A 20,153-nucleotide genomic window follows, 5' to 3' on the forward strand; every position below is an offset into this window, starting at 1 on the left:
GCTATGAAAAACCCGATGCAAAAAACGTTTCTGGCCCTGGCTACGGCTGCCCTGTTTGGCGGCGCTGCGACTGCGCAGGCGGACGGACAACTGAAGATCTTCAACTGGTCTGACTATATCGCTGAGGACACCATTGCCAATTTCGAGAAGGAAACCGGCATCGATGTGACCTACGACGTCTACGACTCGAATGAAGTGCTCGATGCACGCCTGTTGACCGGCCGCTCCGGGTTTGACCTGGTGGTGCCCTCCAATCACTTCCTCAGCAAGCATATCGCTGCCGGCGTCTACATGGAGCTGGACCACGACAAGCTGCCGAACATGAAGAACCTTGACCCCCAGTTGATGAAGCAGGTAGAAAGCATCGATCCGGGCAGCAAGCACTCCATTCCCTACATGTGGGGTACTAATGGCATCGGCTACAACGTCGAGAAGGTAAAGGCCGCGCTGGGTGACGATGCGCCGACCGATTCCTGGGATTTGGTGTTCAAGCCCGAGGTCGCCAGCAAGCTGGCCAGCTGCGGTATCACCATGCTGGATTCCGGCGACGACATGATCACTTCGGCGCTCGGCTATCTGGGGCTGGATCCGAACAGCACCGACTCGGCTGACCTGAAAAAGGCCGAAGAGTTGTTGTTGAGCGTGCGCGAATCGGTGCGTTACTTCCATTCCTCGCGTTATATCAGCGACCTTGCCAATGGCAACATCTGCGTGGCAGTCGGCTTCTCCGGTGACATCTTCCAGGCGGCTGCCCGCGCCGAGGAAGCGGAAAACAACGTCGAGATCGCCTACACCATCCCCAAGGAAGGCACACAGCTGTGGTTTGACATGATGGCGATCCCGAAGGATGCGCCCAATCCTGACAACGCCCACGCCTTTATCAATTACGTCCTGCGCCCCGAGGTGGTTGCGCCGATCACTGACTACGTTGCCTATGCCAATCCGAACAAGGCCGCCAACGAGCTGGTCGATCCCGAAATCCTCAACGATCCGGCGATCTATCCGACCGAAGAAGTCATGAGCAAACTCTATGTTGCCGAGCCGCGGCCGCTAGCGGCGCAGCGTATCGTTACCCGCTCCTGGAACCGGATTAAATCCGGCCGCTGAGCACCACAGGACCTGTTGAGGCGTCGTAGCCTTACGTCACCTCAACAGCTCGCTGCGCCCCTTCATTGAATACCGAGCACGGAGAACACTATGGTTGGCGCTGCAGGAGCCATGAAGCAGGCGATGGCCAAGGCCAAGCCTGACGAATTCGTCAAGATTGAGCGGATCAGCAAGCGCTTCGACGATGCCCTGGCGGTTGACGATGTCAGCCTGACGGTCAACCGGGGCGAGATTTTTGCCCTGCTCGGCGGGTCCGGCTCCGGCAAATCCACCTTGCTACGTGTGCTTGCGGGCTTCGAGCGGCCCAGCGAAGGCCGAGTGCTCCTCGACGGCCAGGACATCACCGATCTACCGCCGTACCAGCGACCGATCAACATGATGTTCCAGTCCTATGCACTGTTTCCGCACATGACGGTCGAGCAGAATATCGCCTTCGGTCTCAAACAGGACAAAATGTCGAAGGCTGACATCAGCGCGCGGGTGGCGGAAATGCTCAAGCTGGTTCGCATGAGTGAATTCGCTCGACGCAAGCCACACCAGCTCTCCGGTGGCCAGCGCCAGCGCGTGGCCCTGGCCCGTTCCCTGGCAAAAAGCCCCAAGTTACTACTGCTCGATGAACCCATGGGCGCGCTGGACAAGAAGCTGCGCTCGCAAATGCAGCTTGAGCTGGTCGAGATCATCGAACGCGTCGGCGTGACCTGCATCATGGTGACCCATGATCAGGAAGAAGCCATGACCATGGCCCAACGCATCGCCATCATGCACCAGGGATGGATCGCTCAGGTCGGCACACCCATGGATATTTACGAAAGTCCGGCCAATCGTCATGTGGCGGAGTTTGTTGGCAGCGTGAATATCTTCGAGGGCGAACTGGTGGTCGACCTGGAAGACCACGCCATTATCGAATGCCCGCAACTGGACCGCCCCATCTATATCGGACACGGCATCAGCACACGCGCAGAAGACCGGCATACCATCTTCGCCCTGCGTCCGGAGAAGGTCTGGGTCAGCCCTGACAAACCCGACCAGGAATACAACTGGGCGCATGGCGAAGTGCATGACATCGCCTACCTCGGCGGGCACTCGGTGTACTACATCAAGCTCGACAGCGGCCTTATCGTGCAGGCGTTTTTCGCCAACTCCGAACGCCGCATGCCGCGCATGACCTGGGACGACAAGGTCTACATAAGCTGGGAAAACGACAGCGGAGTAATCCTGCCCTCATGAGCAAGCTGACATCTCGCCTTATGCCGAGCGGACGCTTTTGGGTAATCAGCGCGCCCTACCTGTGGCTGTTTCTGTTTTTCCTGGCGCCCTTTGCCATTGTGCTGAAGATCAGCTTCTCTGAAGCGGCCATCTCCATTCCGCCCTATCAGCCGCTACTGGAATACGCCGAACAGTCGCTGAGCATTGCCATCAACCTCGGCAATTACATTTTTCTCAGCGAGGACACGCTCTATTACGCGGCCTACCTCGGCTCGCTGAAGATCGCGCTGATTTCAACGCTCGTCTGTCTGCTGTTGGGCTATCCCATGGCCTACGCGATCAGCCGCGCGCCGCGTGACAAGCAGCTGATCTATCTTCTGCTGATCATGATGCCCACCTGGACCGCCATACTGATTCGCGTCTACGCCTGGATGGGCATTCTAAGCACCAACGGCCTGCTCAACTCCGCGTTGATGTGGATCGGTCTGATTGACACGCCGTTACAGATACTCAACACCGATACCGCGGTGTATATCGGCGTTGTCTATGCCTATCTACCCTTCATGATCCTGCCGCTGTACGCCAATCTGGTTAAGCATGACGATACCCTGCTGGAGGCGGCCATGGATCTGGGCGCCGGCAAGATCAAGGCGTTCTGGAAGATCACCGTCCCGCTATCGAAAAGCGGCATCATTGCCGGCTCCATGCTGGTGTTCATCCCGGTGGTCGGCGAGTTTGTGGTTCCTGAGCTGCTGGGCGGACCGGAGACGCTGATGATCGGCCGGGTACTCTGGCAGGAATTCTTCAATAACCGTGACTGGCCGGTAGCCTCCGCGCTGGCCATCGTCATGCTCGCACTGTTGCTGATTCCGATCATTCTGTTTCACTACAACCAGTCACGGGCCATGGAGCGAAACGCATGAACCGGCGTCCGGCGTTCTCCACTCTCATGCTCTGGCTGGGCCTGGCATTCATTTATCTGCCGATGATCATCCTGGTCATTTATTCGTTCAACGCTTCACGGCTGGTGACGGTCTGGGGCGGCTGGTCGGTGCATTGGTATATCGGCCTGCTGGATAACACCACGCTGATGAGCGCGGTCAAGCGCAGCCTGCAGATTGCCTTCTTCACCGCCACCGCAGCTGTGGCGCTGGGCACATTGGCTGCCTTCGCCATGACGCGCATCAAACGCTTCCGTGGCCGGACGCTTTTCTCAGGTCTGGTTACCGCGCCGCTGGTCATGCCTGAGGTGATTACCGGTCTCTCATTGCTGCTACTGTTCGTGGCCATGGCGCAGGCCGTCGGTTGGCCAGCCGAGCGTGGCATGATCACCATCTGGATCGCCCATACCACCTTTGCCACCTCCTACGTGGCCATCGTTGTCAGCAGCCGACTCGGGGAAATCGACCAGTCCATCGAGGAAGCCGCTCTGGATCTTGGCTGCCCGCCATGGAAGACTTTTCTGCAGATCACCGTGCCCATGATCGCCCCGTCGATTGCCGCTGGCTGGCTGCTGGCGTTCAGCCTGTCGCTGGACGACCTGGTGCTCGCCAGCTTCGTGTCAGGCCCGGGCGCCACCACGCTGCCGATGGAAGTCTTCTCGTCGGTGCGCCTGGGCGTCAAACCTGAAATCAATGCTATCGCCAGCGTCATCCTGCTGGCTGTCGCGCTGTGCACCCTGCTGGCCTGGCTGATCGTACGCAGCGCCGACCGGCGAGCCCGCCCCACGAACGCGGCTTCCTGAGTCTTACGAACGTCTGGTTCTCTGTTGCGCCATGCCGCAGAGAACCAGACTCACGGTACGGCTATGCCTTTGCGCCGCCAGCAACCATCGAACTCCGCTGCCGCCGCTTTCAACCCTGTCGAAGCTTCCACACCTGAGAGGACTGCAAAGTGTGAGCAGTTGCCATTAGAATGCCCAGATGAACAATCATTCGAAGGACAGCAAGGCACCCCGGCCACGGATCAAGGACAAGCGCAGCGCAATTCTGCGCGCGGCGCTGACGGTATTCGCCGAAGGCGGGGTCAATGGTGTGCCGATGCCCATACTGGCTGAACAGGCTGGCGTAGGCACCGGTACGATCTATCGCTACTTTGTCAGCAAGGAGGTGCTGGTCAACGAGTTGTTCCGTGCAGAAAAACTCGCCATGAGCAAGCGCCTGTACGGCGAGTTGGACGAAAGTCTGGCTCCGCAGCGACAGTTCGCGATCATCTGGCAGCGCATGATCGATTTCACCCGGGAAGCGCCTGACTCTTACCGTTTCATGGAGCTACAGGATCACCGCCCCTACCTCGATCACGCCAGCCGCGAGCTCGAACGCACCATATTGGCCCCGGTGCTCGCCTATTACCGCAGCATGCAGAAGAACGGCATTTACCATAACGATATTCGTGCCGAAGTGCTGATGGCTCTGGTGTGGGGCGCCTTCGTCAATCTGGTGAAGGCTGAGCGCGATGGCCATCTGAGGCTGGATCAAACCGATATCGATGCCGCGCGGGATGCCTGTTGGAGTTTGTGTACGGGGTGATGGGTGTGGATGAGGCGGTCCATCGGTCTCAGATGGATGCAGAACACCGGGCACCCTTCGGGTGCCATCGCCGCGAGTCGCGCCTCCCACAAAAGCCGACCCTCGCCGCCGTGTTGATTGTGGAAGGGCCGACCCGGCGCGATTAGGGATTAGGGATTAGCCAGCTACGTCTGAGGCATGTCTATCAATCACACTGCAAACCAGAACGGGTGCAGTTAAGCATCACCGGTAAATAATCGCTCAGATCAGGTAGCATAGAGGTCTTTGGCGCGTCGGCCCGGTCCGGCGCTACCTTCCGCCTGATTTGGAGAACCTGCCGTGTCCAGCCTGCACCCAAGCGTCGATCCCGACGGTCTACTTGAATACTCTGTGGTCTTCACTGACCGCTCGCTCAATCACATGTCTGCCGCCTTCCAGCAGGTCATGCGGGATATTTCCGGTACGCTCAAGGATGTCTACCAGGCCGCCGGCGTGGCGGTGGTTCCGGGTGGCGGCACCTACGGCATGGAAGCAGTCGCCCGTCAGTTTGCCCAGGACAAACGCTGCCTGGTTATCCGCAACGGCTGGTTCAGTTACCGCTGGAGTCAGATATTCGAAGCAGCCCGGCTACCGGCTGAAGAAATTGTGCTCAAGGCGCGCCAGACCGGCGCTGATGAACAATCGCCTTTCGCTCCTGCGCCGATCGACGAAGTAGTCGCGACGATCCGCGAGCGCAAACCGGATCTGGTTTTTGCTCCACACGTGGAAACCGCCTCCGGCATTCTGCTGCCGGACGATTACCTGCGCGCCGTCGCCGATGCGGTGCACGAAGTGGGTGGTCTGTTCGTGCTCGACTGCGTTGCCTCCGGTACCCTCTGGGTTGATATGCAGGCCTGTGGCATCGACGTATTGATCAGCGCCCCGCAGAAGGGCTGGAGCGCCTCACCCTGCAGCGCGCTGGTCATGTTCAGCCCGCTGGCCCTGGAGCGCATAGCCGAAACCAGCAGCAACAGCTTTGCCTGCGACCTGAAGAAGTGGCTGCAAATCATGCAAGCCTACGAGAACGGCGGTCACGCCTATCACGCCACCCTGCCCACCGACGCATTGAAGCAGTTCCGCGACACCATGTTGGAGACGCGCGACTACGGTTTCGACAAGGTCAAGCAAGAGCAGTTAGCGCTGGGCAAGGCGGTACGGGCGTTGTTGGCCGAGAAGGGTTTCAAGAGCATTGCTGCGCAAGGTTTCGAGGCCTCTGGCGTAGTCGTCAGTTACACGACCGACGACGGCATCCAGAGCGGCAAGGCATTCATCGAGCACGGCTTGCAGACGGCGTCTGGCGTGCCGCTGATGTGCGACGAGCCGGCCAGCTTCAAAACCTTCCGGATTGGCCTGTTCGGCCTGGACAAGTTGCACAACGTCGAGCAGACCGTTGCAACATTGCGCGGAGCGTTAGAGCAGATGTAACGCGAACAGAGGAAGCCGCCATGGCTTCCTCTGATCTTATTTCGGCGGGTGCGCGACGATGTCTTCCATCTTCAGGCCAGTCAGGCCATGGATGGTCCGCCAGATATAGAACAGGATCGCCATCATCATGACCATGGAGGGTATGGCGATCACTGGGTAGCTGAGCAGTGTCATACGCCCCAACTCCTCGTTGAACGCACTGGTACCCGCCGGGCTGACCACTATCCATTTGGCCAGCGTGTAGTTGGCCAGTGACGAGAAGAAGAAGGTGCCTGCCAGAAAGTAGGTGGCTTTCAGCAACCTCAGCTCGAATATGTCCGTCAGACCACGCTCTTCCAGTCGCTGATTGACCCGACGTACATCCAATACCCTGTCGTTGTACAGCAGCGTGCGGATCAGCGGGTAGGAGGTGCGGGTGGACACCAGCACAGCAATGCCGATCAGACCCGGCACCGCCGCTTCCTTGATCGCCAGCCATTTGGGATCGAGCTCCATCAGACCGATGCCGCCAGTCAAAATCACACTGATCACGCCAAGCAGGGCGATAAAGTTGAATTTGCGATAGCGCACCAGCTCGAACAGACCCCAGCAGATGGGAAAAGCCAGCGCGAGCAACAGTGCCTGAGCCGCACCGAGGTCATCCTCGCCGCTGAACTTCATCAGTATCACCGAGGGGATGAGGATACTGACCAGTAGGTCGACCATCGGCCGGGGCTTGTGCTGCGGTACTTTCTGTTGCGTTACGTCGGTCATGATGGCTCTGAGAATTCCGAGTGGTCTGGCCATGTTACACGGAACGCGCTCACTCAGAGCCCGACCCGAGTGGATTTTTTGAAAGCAGGTCTTATCCCGGATTGATCATGGTATAGACGAGATAGCCGGTGTAGCTGACATAGGCCAGCATCAGCGCACCCCCTTCCAGCCGGTTGATACGCCCCTGCTTGCCCTTCAGGCCAATACACATTACCAATAGCGCCAGGGTCAACGCGGCCATCACCATCCAGTCGCGATACAGCACCACCGGCTCGACCGCCATGGGCATGATGCCCGCAGCAATACCCACCACGGCAAGCGTGTTGAACATACCCGAGCCGATGACGTTACCCAACGCCAGGTCGTGCTCGTTCTTGCGCACCGCCGCCAATGCGGAGGCCAGTTCCGGCAGGGATGTGCCGATGGCGACAACGGTAAGGCCGATGATCAGGTCGCTGACGCCGAGGCTCTGGGCGATAAACACCGCGCCCCAGACCAGCACTCGGGAGCTGACCACCAGCAATACCAGGCCGAGGATCAGCCAGAACAGCGCCTTCTTCAGCGGCATTGCATGCTCTTTGAGCTCGCTGTCGTAGTTCTCTTCGAGCTTGTCACCACGGCTGCGCATGCCCTGCACGATGGACCAGCCCATGAGCAGGGCGAATGCGCCCAGCAGCACCCAAGCGTCCATCCGACTCAGCTCGCCGTCGATCAACTGGTAACCGGCCAGCAGGGTGATGCCGAGTAATACGGGAAGCTCTTTGCGTACCACCTGGGAGTGCACAACAATGGGACTGATCACCGCCACCAGGCCGATGATCAGTGCAATGTTGGTAATATTGGAGCCGTAAGCATTGCCCAGCGCCAGGCCGGGGTTGCCCTGCGAAGCCGCCAGCGCCGACACCACCATCTCGGGTGCCGAGGTACCGAAGCCAATCACCAGCATACCGATCAACAGCGGCGGCATACCGGCGTGGGTAGCGGTGGCTGAGGCGCCGTCAACGAAGCGGTCGGCGCTCCAGACCAAGAGTGCGAGTCCGGCGATTACTGCGAGCAGTGCCATGAGCATGAAAGGGAAACCTTGCGTTCTATGAATGAAATGGAGCCTGTCGGGCCGGCATTATCCGATAAAGCCGGCGCCCATTCATAGGCCGTTCAGGCGGTCTGACTGGCCAGTTGCACCCGCTCCTCTTCGTATAACTCCTTCTTCGACAATTTGCCGACCGGTGTTTTCGGTAAGGCATCGCGCAGAGCCATTGCCTTTAGCCGTTCGTGGCGTCCGAGACGCGACTCGAGAAACGCCTGAAGCGCTTCGAAGGTAAAGGGCTCGGCGCCTGCCTTGAGCTTGATGAACGCCTTCGGCGCCTGACCCCGGTAGGCATCGTCCACACCGATTACAGAGACCTCCTCGACCGACGGATGTTCATAAATCGCTTCTTCTATGGTGCGCGGATAGACGTTGAAGCCGCTGCACAGAATCATGTCCTTGGTCCGGTCGACGATATAGAGATAGCCGTCCTCATCCATATATCCGATATCACCGGTACGCAGGTAACCATCGGCGGTCATTGACTCAGCGGTTGCCTCCGCACGCTTCCAGTAGCCCGCTGTCACATTCGGCCCACTGATGCAGACTTCCCCCCGCTCGCCCGGTGCCAGACTGCCCGGTGAACCGTCCAGCGGAGCAATGCGGATACGGGTGCCTGGCATTGGAATACCGCAGGAACCCGGCCGCGGCTCAGCGCCCATGGGTGAAAAGGTGCCCGTGGTGGTCGTCTCGGTCATGCCCCAACCCTCGCGTAGGCTGCAGCCGGCGATGGTGAGATAGCGCTGTTGTACCTCGGTGGGCAGTGGTGCCCCACCTGAATTGCACATTTTCAGGGAGGTCAGATCGTGTTGCTGCGTATCCGGATGACCAAGCAGGCCGATAAACATGGTCGGCACACCCGGGAAAGTGGTGATCTTGTTCCGGCTGATCTCCCGCAGCACCGTCGGTGCATCAAAACGTGGGTGCAGATAAACCTCTGCGGCCATGCTCAGGCCGAATACCATATTGATCATCAGGGCATAGATATGAAACGGCGGCAGCACCGCCAGCACCCGTTCCTGGCCGGGGGCCAGCGCCACATCGAGAATTTCCTTGAGCTGCGCGCAGGCCGACGCGATGTTGCCATGGGTGAGCATCGCGCCCTTGGGCGCACCCGTCGTGCCGCCGGTATATTGCAATACAGCCAGGGTCGACTCGGGGTCGCCCAGCGCAAAGGCACGATAGTCGCCGGCATTGTTCAGCAGCGCGTTGAACGCCAGGCAACTGGAATCGAATTCAACCTCCACCGACGGGCCAAGCTGATCAGCGCCGGCAACCACTCCCGGCCCGCAAAAATCTGTCAGGCCACCGACCACCAGCGTCTGCAACCGGGTGCGCTGACGCAGACTGGCCATCTTCGGATAGAAAGCGGCCAGATCCAGCGTCACCATCACGTCGGTCTCGCTGTCTTCGATCTTGTGCTCGAGTGTACGCTCGGCGTCCAGCGGTGAATAATTGACCACAATGCCGCCAGCCCGTAGCACCGCGAAAAAGCTGATGTAATAGTGCGGCGAGTTCGGCAGGTACAGGCCAACGTGCACGCCCGGGCCCACGCCCAGATGCTGCAAGCCCGCCGCAGCCTGGGAGATCAGGTCATCCAGCTGACGATAACTGAGCCGGTGCCCGAGAAAATTGATGGCCGGGTTGTCGGGGAAAAGGCGTACCGCATCGGACAGCAGTTCATATACCGGCCGGGCCGGCAAGGACGCGTTCCAGTCGACATTATCCGGGTAGGATCGCAGCCAGGGCATTTCGCTATTCACAATGGCACTCCGCGTATTGTTCTTGTAAGTATGAAACTAGCCTGAGGCTGACACTTCAGAAACGTGCATCCACCGCCGATATATCACGCTATAGGCGGCGTTGAGCCACAGCGAGAGCGCGGTGATGGGCTGCTTCGTTCATCAGCGGGTCACCTGCGTCACTGCAGCTATTGCTACGAATGCCCGCAAAAGGCTATACAGAGCCACTGATTTTTCCGCCTGAGATCCACAATGCGCAAGCGTCTCGTACCTATAACAATTATTGCCATCGGCATTCTCGGCTTCATCCTGCTCAAAGTGACCAGGCCGGTCCCCGAAGCTGTCACACCCACCGAGCGTAGCTGGCGGGTAGAGACTCTGCCCATCGCACCCGACGCCTTCCAGCCCAGCCTGACGCTGTATGGACAACTCGAATCACCTTTGCGCTTTACCAGCGTGGCGCCGATGGCGGGCCGTATTGGCGAATTGCCGGTCCGTGACGGCGATCTGGTCAGCGAAGGTGAACTGCTGGTTGCACTGGATGATGCGGACGTAATACCCCGATTGCAGCAGGCGCGCGCCGATCTGGCCGATGCCGAGTCGCAGCTCGAGAGCGAGCGCCTGGCCCACGAAAATGATCAGCGCGCCCTGACGCTGGAACGGCGCATCCAGGCCAACGCCGACAAGGCGCTGGCGCGCATGCAGCAGCTGGTCGATCGCGGACTCTCGCCGCGGGCCGAGCTGGACGCCGCCACTGATGCGCTGGATCGCTCCGCGCTCACCGTCGCTATTCGCGAACGCAACATTCAAGGTCATCCCAGCCGCATTGCCGGCCTGGAAGCACGGGTCACACGTGCGCGCGCCGAACTGGAGAGCACGCAGCGAGACGTCGACCGCAGCCGCTTCCGCGCGCCCTTCGATGGTCTGGTCGGTGAGGTCCGCGTTGCGGTTGGCGATCAGGTCGCCGCCAATGCGGCATTGCTGGATTTCTATCCGCTGCGCAATATGGAGCTGCGCGCCACGCTGCCACAAATCTACAGTCAGGCTTTCATCAACGCACTGAACAGTGGCAAACGCCTGCCCGCCACGTCCCTGAATACCGATCCGCCAGTGGAGTTGACCCTGCAACGTATTGCTGGTCAGGCCGATGCCCGCGGGGTCGAGGCACTGTTCACTCTGGATAAGCCACACCCCGGCCTGCGGGCCGGCAACCTGCTGGCTATCAGCGTGGCGCGACCGGCCAGTGACAACAGCGTGGCGCTGCCCTACAGCTCCATCTATGGCAATGACACCATTTATCAGCTGCAGGATGGCCGTATGCACCGACTGGCCGTTCAGCAGGTAGGTGAGATCCTCATGGAAACCGGCGAGCGCTGGGTGCTGGTGCGTTCGACCGAGCTGGAACCCGGCATGCAGATCATCACTACCCACCTGCCCAACGCCATGCAGGGTCTGAAGGTCGATGTCGTCGAGGCAGACAGCCCGTATCCGCCGGAGCCGGCGCAATGAGCGGCACGTCGAGCCCGATCAGCTTCTTCGTCCGACACAAGGTTGCCGCCAACCTGCTGATGCTGATGATGCTCGGCGGTGGCGTGCTCGGCCTGATGCGCATGAATATCCAGTTCTTCCCGACCTTTGCTCTGGATTTTGTCACGGTCAGGGTGATCTGGAGCGGCGCTGCCGCCGAAGACGTCGAGCAGGCCATCACCCAGCCGTTGGAACAGCGGCTGCGCAATATCGAAAATCTCAAGTCGATGACCTCGACCTCTGCACAGGGTGTTTCGAGTATTACCCTGGAATTTCGCGAGGGCACCGACGCCATCGTGGCACTGGACGATGCACGCCAGCAGGTCGACGAATTTCGCAATCTGCCGGGCGATGCTGAACGCCCGGAAGTGACCCGCGTCGCCCGCTACGAGCCAGTGGCCAAAATTCTGCTATACGGCCCACTGGTTGACCATGAACTGCGCAGCGCCGCCAATCGACTGGAAATCGATCTGCTCGATCACGGCATCGACCGGGTTGAAATTCGCGGGCTGCCGGAACAACAGATCAGTATCGAGATATCCAACCAGCGGCTGCAGGAGCTGGGCATGTCGCTGGATCAGGTGGCCGAACGGGTCGCCGCCGAATCCCGGGATTTGCCAGCCGGTCTGGCCGGTGAGCTGGATGCTGCCCGCGAACTTCGCGCGGTCGAGCAACGCCGCGCACCTGAGCAGTTTGCCAACCTGCCGCTGGAGCCGGGTGACGGCAACCACCTGCGCTTGGGCGATGTGGCGAACATCCGCCAGGAGGCCATGCGCAATCAACCGGAGCTACGCTTCAAAGGCTACCCGGCGGTGGAGCTGATATTGCAGCGCGCCGAAAATGGCGACTCCCTGGTAGCGGCGGAGATCCTCAATGACTGGCTCGCCGAAGTGCGGCCAACCTTGCCGCCAGACCTCTCATTACATGTGCACGATCAGGCCTGGGAAGCCATCGATGAGCGCATCAGTCTGCTCATCAATAACGGCATCGGCGGGCTGGCACTGGTTATCCTGCTGCTGTATTTCTTCCTGCCCGGGAGAGTGGCGCTGTGGGTGGCGGTTGGCATTCCCACCGCTTTTCTTGCGGCGCTGGCGGTGTTCTGGCTGATCGGTGGGTCGATCAACATGATCTCGCTGTTTGCATTGATCATGGCGCTGGGTGTGATTGTCGACGACGCCATTGTGGTCGGTGAAGACGCCGACGCGCATTATCGCAATGGCGAGCAGCCCGGTCTGGCGTCGGATGGCGCAGCGCACCGCATGCTCTGGCCGGTTGTCGCCTCGTCACTGACCACCATCGCCGCCTTTATGCCGTTGCTGATGATCGGTGGCATCTACGGCAGCATTCTCGGCGACATCCCGACGGTGATGATCTGTATTCTGATCGCCTCGCTGCTCGAGTGTTTTCTGGTCCTTCCGCATCATCTGCGCAACGCCTTCCAACCGAAGCCGATCAACACCGGCACCGGCTGGCTGCGCAGCGCCGGGAATCGGGTCGAAGCGGTCCGCGCGCGGTTCGATGCCGGCTTTGATCGTTTCCGTCAGCAGCGATTTCGACGCCTGAGTGAGCTGTCGCTGCGTCATCGGGGCGCCACCCTCGCCTGCGCGCTGGTCAGCGTCATCCTCGCTGTCGGGTTGATCAGTGGCGGACGTATTGGCTTCAGCTTCTTTCCAACGCCGGAGCCGCAGGTGCTCAATGCCGGCGTGAGCTTCGTGGCGGGCACGCCGCGCGAGCAGGTCGATCAATTCCTGATTCATCTGCAGGAAACCCTCAACGACACCGATCAGGCCCTCGGCGGAGACCTGATCCTGACGGCAGTGGTGAGCCTGGGCGAAGTAACCGGCCCTTCGGGCATGGGCCGGGCCGGAGACCAGCTCGGGTCGATCATGGTCGAGCTGGAGTCGCCGGATCACCGCGAGGTTCGCAACCAGCAATTCATCCGCGCCTGGCGCGAACGCATCAAACTCCCAGCCGGTATTGATCGGCTGGTAATCAATGAGCGCACCGGGGGCCCCCCCGGCAAGGACATCAATGTGCGCCTGACTGGCGACGATCCGGCCCAGCTGAAAGACGCCGCCGACGCCCTGGGCGTGATGGTTGCGTCGATCGGCGGGGTCATCAGCACCGAAGACGATATGGCCTGGGGCCGCGAGCAATTGATCTATAGCCTGACGCCCTACGGTCAGGCGCTGGGACTGAGCACTGAAAGCCTGGGACGGCAGCTGCGCGCCGCCTATGACGGCCGCCTGGCGCAGATTTACCAGCAGCGCTCGGATGAAATCGAAGTACGCATCCAGTTGCCGCGTGACGAGCGCGAACAACTGGCCAGCCTCGGCGATATGACTATTCGGCTGAATGACGGTCGCTTCGTCCCGCTAGGCCAGGTTGCCACCTTCAGCGCCGGACAGGGATTTGAAGCCCTGCGCCATGCCGAAGGCCACCTGGCGGTGGAAGTCACCGCCGATCTTGACCCGACGCAAACCACTGCCGGTGAAGTAATGGAGGTCATCAATGGCGTACTGCCGGACCTCGCCGCCGCGCACAACGTGCGCTACAGCTTCGAAGGGCGTTCGGCGGACCAGCGCGAAACCATGGCCGACATGAAGGCAGGCCTGGTGATTGGTCTGCTGCTGATGTACGCGGTGCTGGTCTGGGTATTCACCTCCTGGAGCACCCCGCTGATCGTCATGTCGGTGATTCCACTCGCACTGGTCGGCGCGCTGCTTGGGCACTGGTTCATGGGTCTGCACATGACCATTCTGTCGATGTTCGGTCTGTTCGGCCTGTCCGGGATTGTGGTCAACAACTCGATCATTCTGGTGAGCTTCTATCAGGATCAGCGCAAGCGCGGATTGGCCATAAACGAAGCGATCAGTGAAGCGGTCGTCCAGCGACTGCGCGCCGTGCTATTGACCTCCCTGACGACCATTGGCGGCCTGCTGCCCCTGCTGTTCGAAACCTCGCTGCAGGCGCAATTTCTGATTCCCATGGCGACATCCATCGCCTTCGGCCTGGGCTTCTCGACCATGCTGGTACTGCTGGTTATTCCGGCGTTGCTGTCGGTACTGGAGGGGTATAAAGAGAATCGCGGCAAGGCCGCTACAGTTGGAGCTGAGGGATAAGACGCTGAGGAATTAAAACGGGAATGCTGCTGCAGCGCGCAGCGCACCGGCATGCCGGTGCGCTGGCCGACCAGGTTAAAGGTTAGGTTGTTTAACCGTATCCAGAGTCTTGGTGATCGCCGCGACGGCAGCGCCAATATTGCTCAGCTCCGCCGGCAGGATCATGGTGTTGTTGGTCTTCGCCAGCTTGCCGAATTCAGTCACATATTGCTCAGCAACCCGCAGTGCAACCGCATCCTTGCCGCCCTGGGTATTGATCGCCTCGGCAACCAGACGCAAGCCCTGCGCGGTGGCTTCAGCAACCAGTTCGATCTGACGTGCCTTACCTTCGGCTTCGTTGATCTGACGCATCTTGTCGGCTTCGGAGAGGTTGATGGTTTCCTGCTTGATACCCTCGGAAACGTTGATCTTCGCCTGACGCTCACCTTCGGACTGTGCCACAACCGCACGACGTTCCCGCTCGGCACGCATCTGCTTCTCGAGCGCATCGAGAATGGTTGCAGGCAACTCGATATCCGCGATCTCATACCGCATGACCTTCACGCCCCAGGGCCGAGCAGCTTCGTCCAGCGCATCGACTACCTGCACGTTGATGGTCTCGCGTTCCTCGAAGGTCTTGTCCAGATCAATCTTGCCCACCACCGAACGAAGCGTGGTCTGCGCCAGCTGCATGGCGGCATAGCGATAATCGTTGATGCCATAACTGGCCGCCTTGGGATCGACTACCTGCAGATAAATCACGCCGTTGACTACGACCTGGATGTTGTCCTTGGTCACACAGGCCTGACGTTCTACATCAATGGCTTCTTCCTTGAGGGTATGGCGATAGGCGATCCGGTCGACGAAGGGAATCAGCAGGTGAAAGCCCGCGTCCAGTGTCTTGGTATATTTGCCCAACCGTTCGACCACGTAGGCTGACCGTTGCGGCACGATCTGCGCCGTCTTGGCGATGGTGATGACAATCAGGGCCAGGAAGGCCAATGAAATGATAGTTGCGATTTCCATGCATTTACTCCGTTGTGTGTTCGTTATTCAGGGAACCTCTGAAACCTACTGCGCTCGGTCATGCTGCGTTTTCAAAGGCTCCCTGGTGTCTGCGGGGCGATTGGCGGTCACTTTCAGAACGATGCCGCGGTGGGCCGAGACCCACGCTGCGTCGCCGGTCTTCAATGGCTCGTCAGACTCGGCATCCCATTTGGCGCCGTTCAATTGCACTGTGCCCTCGCCCTGCTCAAAATCTTCCAGCACGGCAACCCGCGCGCCGATCAGATCGCCCTCATCATGTCCGTTGGCACGGTCGGACACGTCACCGTGCAACCAGCGGTGAAATCGCCGACGCAAGCCGAACAGCGCCAGCAGGCTCACCAATGAGAAGCACAAAAGCTGTATGGGCAGGCTATCGATCACGCCAGCAAGGGTCAGCAGACCCACCACCAGCGCGCCGATCCCGAAAAACACGGCGATGACGCCCGGCGCAGCCAGCTCCGAAATCAACAGGAGCAAACCAAGCACCAGCCAGAAGCCGTAGCTGCTGAATAGATCAATCGTAAGCATCAAACTCATCCCTTAGATATGCCGGCAAAGGCGAAAGACTAGCAGAATGCACTGGCCGTTGGGCGAGTTTGCATTGCGATGACCTGTCCCGCCGGTCAAGGTACCGCAGATGGATTGCAACAGTGCCTCATTCGGCTTGTCTGAGGGATAACCACACTGGTTTCTGTCGACTCTTGCGGAGGTTATATGCGCGCCGACGAATATCTGAAAAAGCACGGACTGGAAGAAGACAAGAAGGACGAACTAAAGGATTCGAGCCTGAAGGGCAAATCTCTGGAACGTGCCACCCACCCCGAGCCACCCAAGGCCGGCACGCCACATGACTGGGAGGACTGGGAAAACTTCAAGAAGGATGAGGAACGCAAGGAGGATGCGGACGCTGACAAGTAGGCCCAGCCGACCCCTGACAACCGGCGCGTTGGTCTAGCATCGGCATGATCGCAGCATCAAGTACAGCAGTCTCGTTTAAACATCGGCGTGACAGCAGAATCAACTATGCTCGTGCCTGAGACACTGGCCGACCACCACGCCGACCAGTCCCCCTCTTTGACAAAGAGGGGTTAGGGGAGACTCAAAGCAGCGATTCACCAGGCCAGATGGAGGCCAGTCGCCCACCGGCGTGATGTAGAAAAGATCGTTTTGGGGGTGCCATCCGGCAACTCAGATGTTCATGCGAAGCGAGGCGACGGGGCTGAGCCGACCGTGCGATGACAGGGATGTCATCGACGAGCTTACAGGGACGTACTTGCAGCGTGTCGGCGCAACCCTGCCGGCTCGCGCCAGCTAACGCCGACGTAAGACATACTCAGGGACGGTTGAGATGAACCGTCCCTGAGTCACATCACTTCTTCATCCATACCCCATTGAGCATTATGTACTGCCCTGGCGCAGTACGCTCGATGGCCTTTTTACCGGCCATCGATTCGACGTCGCTCTGCTGGATGCCATTCTCCTTGGCCAACTTCTGATACTCGTTGCGTCGCGCCTGATTGATCTGGCTGGCAATTTCCGCCGCCTCACCACCCGGATTCACCACGCCGAGATAACCGTTCGGTTGCTCGCCAAGCTGACCTGACGCCTTCGCTGAGGGCAAGGCCGACATTGCCTCGTTCAGGCTCATCGCCAGCACCGGCATACTCATCACCAGCGCCAACAAAAGGCCGCCCATTCTGATACTCATACGCATGTCATTCCCCCGGATCGTTAGAACAACCCACTCGATTCACTGAAAAGCTCATCGAGCTCCTTATCGACCCTGACGTAGATCTCATGCTGGATCTTGACGTTCAGGTTGATGTTGATTGGTTCACTGGGCGCTTCCAGCTTTACTGTAGGTGTGCAACCCGCCATGAACACCACAGCCATTGCCGCTATCGGAAACAATCGCCAACGCATGAGGCTCTCCTCTACTGGGTCAGCGCCGCTGCAGCAGCCGCTCCTGAACCCGTTTCTGAATGATATCGCTGACCTGTCCGCTCAGTTGAAGGCTGGCCAGCAGCGCCGGGATATCTTCTTCCAGACGTACATTGAGGTGCACCGGACGGCCCTGCTGCAGCGCCGGATTATGACCCTCAAGACGCAAACCGAGTACGAGTATGCCGTCCTCGGCATAATCAAGATCACTCGCGAGCACACTGTACCGGAAATCATCGAGCGCCAGCACCAGTTCTCGCATGCCGGGGTTAGTACCCAGCGCGGCCAGCTTGTCCGAGCGATACTGCAAGGTCCCGCCCGGCTTACGCGCACTGAGTGAACCCTTCTCGATAATCACACCATTGTCCGTCAGGACCACCGGCAACTGACCATCGATAATGCCCTGTCCACCAAGGCCTTCCGCCGGATAGGCCTCGAACAGTTTGCTCAGCTCGATGCCTTCCAGCCGCACCGTAAGGTTCTGCCGCGCCTGGGCAAAATCCAGAACGCCCGGCTGCAGCAGAAACCTCCCGCCAAGCAAGCCACTGGAGGCCTGTGTGATGTCCAGCTTGCCAGCCAGCATCTCGTCCAGCGTCGCGCGATAGCGTCCGGCAAAGCTGGCCGGGCCAATCGGTAGGCCGGGATTGATCGTCTGCAATTTAGTGTCGGCAGTTTCCAGGGTGAGCGTGTCGCCGATCAGTGCAACTCCCAGCGGCAAGTCCAGCCCGCTGAACTCGGTGCGGTCGTAGATGCCGCTGGCACCGGATAGATTGACCCGCCCAGTCAGCCGCTCAAGCCCTGGATTGCCAGTGAGATCAAAGTGGGCGGTCAGCTTGCCAGCGCTCAGATCAAGCAACGCGGGCCAGTCGGTCAACGTGAGCGCGAGAGGATTGGCTGCGCGCAGGAATATGTTTTCCGGTGTCAGGCTCGCGCGCCACCCGGCGTCGGGCGGCCAGGTCATATCCAGATCAAACTGCAGCCCACTCGCCGCAGCAGCTACCCCTTTCCAGTCCAGCCCCTTTTCGCCGTAACCCAGCTGGCCAACCAGGCTCCAGCCCTGCGGGCGTAATACGGCATGTTCCAGCCGGGAAGCGTCAAGGCGGATGGGCGCGTCGAGCCGCATCGCGCCCTCAGCGTCAAAAGGGATATCAAGCTCGAGTCCGGCCAGATCGAGTCGCGTGTCGGTTAATGACACGCCCGCGTCGACCAGCTGCAGTGCAGCCGAGGTCAGGTGCGCCGATTTACCCAGGGTGAGACTCAGACGCTGCTGATCGACCTGGCCTTCAAAGGACAGATCGGCTTGCAGATCCCGGAACTGGATACCCGCGTAGTCGATACGGCCACCTGTGAGTTGCAGACGGCCCTGCTGCACGTCAGCGTGCAATGCGGGGGCGTTGGTCAGACTCAGTTTGGTATCGAGCGTACCGGTCACCGGGCCATCCAGCGTTGCGTTGACTGTCAGCGGTAAGGCGGCACGCCAGCCTTCAGTGGAACCGGGTTCCGGTTCAATGATGACCTGCATGCCAACCGGGCGCACCTCGATAGGCAGGCTCGCCAAGGCCGGCAGACTCAGCCGTTCAACCTGCAGGCTGGCCGTGCCTTCATGGAGTAGCCAGGCGCCCTGATCACCCTGAAAATCGAACGTGGCGACGCCACTTACCGCGCCAACGTCCTCCACCTCCCATGGCTGAGACAGGCCTAATCGGCCGTCCAGCCGGACGGCGCCAGCCAACAGATCGGTCAACTCGACAGGTGTCATGCCAGGCTGCAGCGCCCACTGTGCCTTGAATTGCAAGCCAGTTGGCAGCGCCATAACTGGCAGCGTTCCCGGCTCCAACCAGGGCTCGATGAACACGAACAACCAGTTCGCATCCGGCCAGCTGGGCATGCTCAGATTGCCTTGCCACTGCGGGGAATCCACTGCGCCGCGCCAGTCGGCAACCATATCCAACGCGGGCTGATCCGACAGGGCAAGGCTACCGGTCAGCGCAAGGACTTCGGCGTCATCGTGCAGCGCGACGTCCAACGTCAGGCTATCTGCCCCGCTCAGCAGTGATAGCTGCGCGGCGAGTGAATTCGCTGAGCTGGCATCACGCTGTGCATTGAATGATCCGCTGAGCTCACAGGTCTCCTGCTGACAGGGCGTGCGCAGACTCAGATCCCGAATCGCGGCCTTGGCGGGAAACCAGTGCGGCACGTGCAGCCAATCCCGCGGGTCCAGCGGCTGCGGCGACTGATCCACCGAGGCGGGTGCCGGCGAGCCCGGGTTCGGATCCAGCATGGGGTCTTCGATGGCCATCCCCGGCGTCGGGCGCCAGTCCAGATCCAGATCACGGATATCGATCAGTTCCAGACGCGGCCCCGCATTCCACACCAGCTTGACCTGAACGCCCCAGGCGGCAAATCCCAGTTTGCCCTGATCGCCGACATACCGGCCGCTGATCTCGTCGACGCTCAACTGCCAGTCTGACCAGCTCACGCCTCGCCAATCGAGCTGTTCGACACCAGCGTCCCGCAGCGATCGCTGCGCTGATTGCACCGCGAAAATACCGGCGAGCATTATCAGCGCAAGCACAACGATCAGGATCCGGAACGCGGTCCGCATCAGCAATCTCCTCAAAGGTCTGTTCTCAGGTTAGCATGGTGCCGGACATCACACGCTTGGGCATGG

17 protein-coding genes are annotated in these 20,153 nt (G+C 60.0%); 9 read left to right on the forward strand and 8 right to left on the reverse strand.

Annotated elements, in window-relative coordinates:
• Positions 1 to 15 precede the first annotated feature (15 nt).
• The 6 genes from FHK95_RS11570 to FHK95_RS11595 all read left to right on the forward strand — a co-directional run bounded on the left by FHK95_RS11570 (position 16) and on the right by FHK95_RS11595 (position 6,284).
• The gene (locus FHK95_RS11570; protein ID WP_178114778.1) at positions 16 to 1,107 is read left to right on the forward strand and encodes a polyamine ABC transporter substrate-binding protein; all 1,092 of its coding nucleotides are present in this window, start codon (positions 16 to 18) and stop codon (positions 1,105 to 1,107) included.
• Positions 1,108 to 1,197: 90 nt separating this feature from the next.
• Positions 1,198 to 2,334, forward strand: a complete 1,137-nt coding sequence (locus FHK95_RS11575) for an ABC transporter ATP-binding protein (protein WP_150304786.1) — start codon at positions 1,198 to 1,200, stop codon at positions 2,332 to 2,334.
• Positions 2,331 to 3,236: an ABC transporter permease subunit gene (locus FHK95_RS11580; RefSeq protein ID WP_150304787.1), complete on the forward strand. Its 906-nt coding sequence runs from the start codon at positions 2,331 to 2,333 to the stop codon at positions 3,234 to 3,236. The genes FHK95_RS11575 and FHK95_RS11580 overlap by 4 nt, the downstream gene beginning before the upstream one ends.
• A complete protein-coding gene (locus FHK95_RS11585) occupies positions 3,233 to 4,057 on the forward strand; it encodes an ABC transporter permease subunit (RefSeq protein WP_150304788.1) in 825 nt (274 codons plus the stop codon). Before FHK95_RS11580 ends, FHK95_RS11585 begins: the two co-directional genes overlap by 4 nt.
• 178 nt (positions 4,058 to 4,235) lie before the next feature.
• On the forward strand, positions 4,236 to 4,841 hold the full coding sequence (locus FHK95_RS11590) for a TetR/AcrR family transcriptional regulator (RefSeq protein WP_150304789.1): 606 nt from the start codon (positions 4,236 to 4,238) through the stop codon (positions 4,839 to 4,841).
• Between the two features lie 318 nt (positions 4,842 to 5,159).
• Entirely contained in the window at positions 5,160 to 6,284 is a 1,125-nt protein-coding gene (locus FHK95_RS11595) for an aminotransferase class V-fold PLP-dependent enzyme (protein WP_150304790.1), read from the forward strand.
• Positions 6,285 to 6,320: 36 nt separating this feature from the next.
• Here the strand turns inward: FHK95_RS11595 and FHK95_RS11600 are convergent, their stop codons facing one another.
• The 3 genes from FHK95_RS11600 to FHK95_RS11610 form a co-directional block, all read right to left on the reverse strand.
• Positions 6,321 to 7,037: a VC0807 family protein gene (locus tag FHK95_RS11600; RefSeq protein ID WP_150304791.1), complete on the reverse strand. Its 717-nt coding sequence runs from the start codon at positions 7,035 to 7,037 to the stop codon at positions 6,321 to 6,323.
• 91 nt (positions 7,038 to 7,128) lie between these two features.
• Positions 7,129 to 8,106, reverse strand: a complete 978-nt coding sequence (locus FHK95_RS11605; protein ID WP_178114769.1) for a calcium/sodium antiporter — start codon at positions 8,104 to 8,106, stop codon at positions 7,129 to 7,131.
• A gap of 86 nt (positions 8,107 to 8,192) precedes the next feature.
• Positions 8,193 to 9,887 (reverse strand): long-chain-fatty-acid--CoA ligase, encoded by a 1,695-nt coding sequence (locus FHK95_RS11610; protein WP_235906769.1) that lies wholly within the window; start codon positions 9,885 to 9,887, stop codon positions 8,193 to 8,195.
• 231 nt (positions 9,888 to 10,118) lie between these two features.
• Here FHK95_RS11610 and FHK95_RS11615 point away from each other — a divergent pair, with 231 nt between their 5' ends.
• Together FHK95_RS11615 and FHK95_RS11620 are read left to right on the forward strand one after the other, a co-directional pair.
• The gene (locus FHK95_RS11615) at positions 10,119 to 11,375 is read left to right on the forward strand and encodes an efflux RND transporter periplasmic adaptor subunit (protein WP_150304792.1); all 1,257 of its coding nucleotides are present in this window, start codon (positions 10,119 to 10,121) and stop codon (positions 11,373 to 11,375) included.
• Positions 11,372 to 14,515 (forward strand): efflux RND transporter permease subunit, encoded by a 3,144-nt coding sequence (locus FHK95_RS11620; protein WP_150304793.1) that lies wholly within the window; start codon positions 11,372 to 11,374, stop codon positions 14,513 to 14,515. The genes FHK95_RS11615 and FHK95_RS11620 overlap by 4 nt, the downstream gene beginning before the upstream one ends.
• Before the next feature lie 75 nt (positions 14,516 to 14,590).
• Here the strand turns inward: FHK95_RS11620 and FHK95_RS11625 are convergent, their stop codons facing one another.
• Both FHK95_RS11625 and FHK95_RS11630 read right to left on the reverse strand, forming a co-directional pair.
• Entirely contained in the window at positions 14,591 to 15,520 is a 930-nt protein-coding gene (locus FHK95_RS11625) for an SPFH domain-containing protein (RefSeq protein ID WP_150304794.1), read from the reverse strand.
• A gap of 45 nt (positions 15,521 to 15,565) precedes the next feature.
• The gene (locus FHK95_RS11630) at positions 15,566 to 16,069 is read right to left on the reverse strand and encodes an NfeD family protein (RefSeq protein WP_150304795.1); all 504 of its coding nucleotides are present in this window, start codon (positions 16,067 to 16,069) and stop codon (positions 15,566 to 15,568) included.
• A gap of 186 nt (positions 16,070 to 16,255) precedes the next feature.
• On the opposite strand from FHK95_RS11630, the gene FHK95_RS11635 reads away from it, so the two are divergent.
• Entirely contained in the window at positions 16,256 to 16,459 is a 204-nt protein-coding gene (locus FHK95_RS11635) for a hypothetical protein (protein ID WP_150301730.1), read from the forward strand.
• Between the two features lie 451 nt (positions 16,460 to 16,910).
• Here FHK95_RS11635 and FHK95_RS11640 read toward each other — a convergent pair whose 3' ends face one another.
• Genes FHK95_RS11640 through FHK95_RS11650 form a run of 3 tightly spaced genes read right to left on the reverse strand, consistent with a single transcriptional unit; the run spans position 16,911 to position 20,087 of the window.
• The gene (locus FHK95_RS11640; protein WP_150304796.1) at positions 16,911 to 17,255 is read right to left on the reverse strand and encodes a YdbL family protein; all 345 of its coding nucleotides are present in this window, start codon (positions 17,253 to 17,255) and stop codon (positions 16,911 to 16,913) included.
• A 17-nt stretch (positions 17,256 to 17,272) separates the two neighbouring features.
• Complete coding sequence (locus FHK95_RS11645) at positions 17,273 to 17,464, reverse strand: YnbE family lipoprotein (protein ID WP_150304797.1); 192 nt, start codon at positions 17,462 to 17,464, stop codon at positions 17,273 to 17,275.
• Positions 17,465 to 17,483: 19 nt separating this feature from the next.
• Positions 17,484 to 20,087: an intermembrane phospholipid transport protein YdbH family protein gene (locus tag FHK95_RS11650; protein ID WP_150304798.1), complete on the reverse strand. Its 2,604-nt coding sequence runs from the start codon at positions 20,085 to 20,087 to the stop codon at positions 17,484 to 17,486.
• Between the last annotated feature and the right edge of the window lie 66 nt (positions 20,088 to 20,153).

The sequence above is a fragment of the Pseudomonas saliphila genome (assembly GCF_008638345.1).
GTDB classification, from domain to species: Bacteria; Pseudomonadota; Gammaproteobacteria; order Pseudomonadales; family Pseudomonadaceae; genus Halopseudomonas; species Halopseudomonas saliphila.

What these genes read in the sequence shown, in the direction of transcription:
- FHK95_RS11570 (WP_178114778.1), top strand. Translation starts at nt 16, where the DNA reads ATGCAAAAAACGTTTCTGGCCCTGGCTACGGCTGCCCTGTTTGGCGGC.
- FHK95_RS11575 (WP_150304786.1), top strand. Translation starts at nt 1,198, where the DNA reads ATGGTTGGCGCTGCAGGAGCCATGAAGCAGGCGATGGCCAAGGCCAAG.
- FHK95_RS11580 (WP_150304787.1), top strand. Translation starts at nt 2,331, where the DNA reads ATGAGCAAGCTGACATCTCGCCTTATGCCGAGCGGACGCTTTTGGGTA.
- FHK95_RS11585 (WP_150304788.1), top strand. Translation starts at nt 3,233, where the DNA reads ATGAACCGGCGTCCGGCGTTCTCCACTCTCATGCTCTGGCTGGGCCTG.
- FHK95_RS11590 (WP_150304789.1), top strand. Translation starts at nt 4,236, where the DNA reads ATGAACAATCATTCGAAGGACAGCAAGGCACCCCGGCCACGGATCAAG.
- FHK95_RS11600 (WP_150304791.1), bottom strand. Translation starts at nt 7,037, where the DNA reads ATGACCGACGTAACGCAACAGAAAGTACCGCAGCACAAGCCCCGGCCG.
- FHK95_RS11605 (WP_178114769.1), bottom strand. Translation starts at nt 8,106, where the DNA reads ATGCTCATGGCACTGCTCGCAGTAATCGCCGGACTCGCACTCTTGGTC.
- FHK95_RS11615 (WP_150304792.1), top strand. Translation starts at nt 10,119, where the DNA reads ATGCGCAAGCGTCTCGTACCTATAACAATTATTGCCATCGGCATTCTC.
- FHK95_RS11620 (WP_150304793.1), top strand. Translation starts at nt 11,372, where the DNA reads ATGAGCGGCACGTCGAGCCCGATCAGCTTCTTCGTCCGACACAAGGTT.
- FHK95_RS11625 (WP_150304794.1), bottom strand. Translation starts at nt 15,520, where the DNA reads ATGGAAATCGCAACTATCATTTCATTGGCCTTCCTGGCCCTGATTGTC.
- FHK95_RS11630 (WP_150304795.1), bottom strand. Translation starts at nt 16,069, where the DNA reads ATGCTTACGATTGATCTATTCAGCAGCTACGGCTTCTGGCTGGTGCTT.
- FHK95_RS11635 (WP_150301730.1), top strand. Translation starts at nt 16,256, where the DNA reads ATGCGCGCCGACGAATATCTGAAAAAGCACGGACTGGAAGAAGACAAG.
- FHK95_RS11640 (WP_150304796.1), bottom strand. Translation starts at nt 17,255, where the DNA reads ATGCGTATGAGTATCAGAATGGGCGGCCTTTTGTTGGCGCTGGTGATG.
- FHK95_RS11645 (WP_150304797.1), bottom strand. Translation starts at nt 17,464, where the DNA reads ATGCGTTGGCGATTGTTTCCGATAGCGGCAATGGCTGTGGTGTTCATG.
- FHK95_RS11650 (WP_150304798.1), bottom strand. Translation starts at nt 20,087, where the DNA reads ATGCGGACCGCGTTCCGGATCCTGATCGTTGTGCTTGCGCTGATAATG.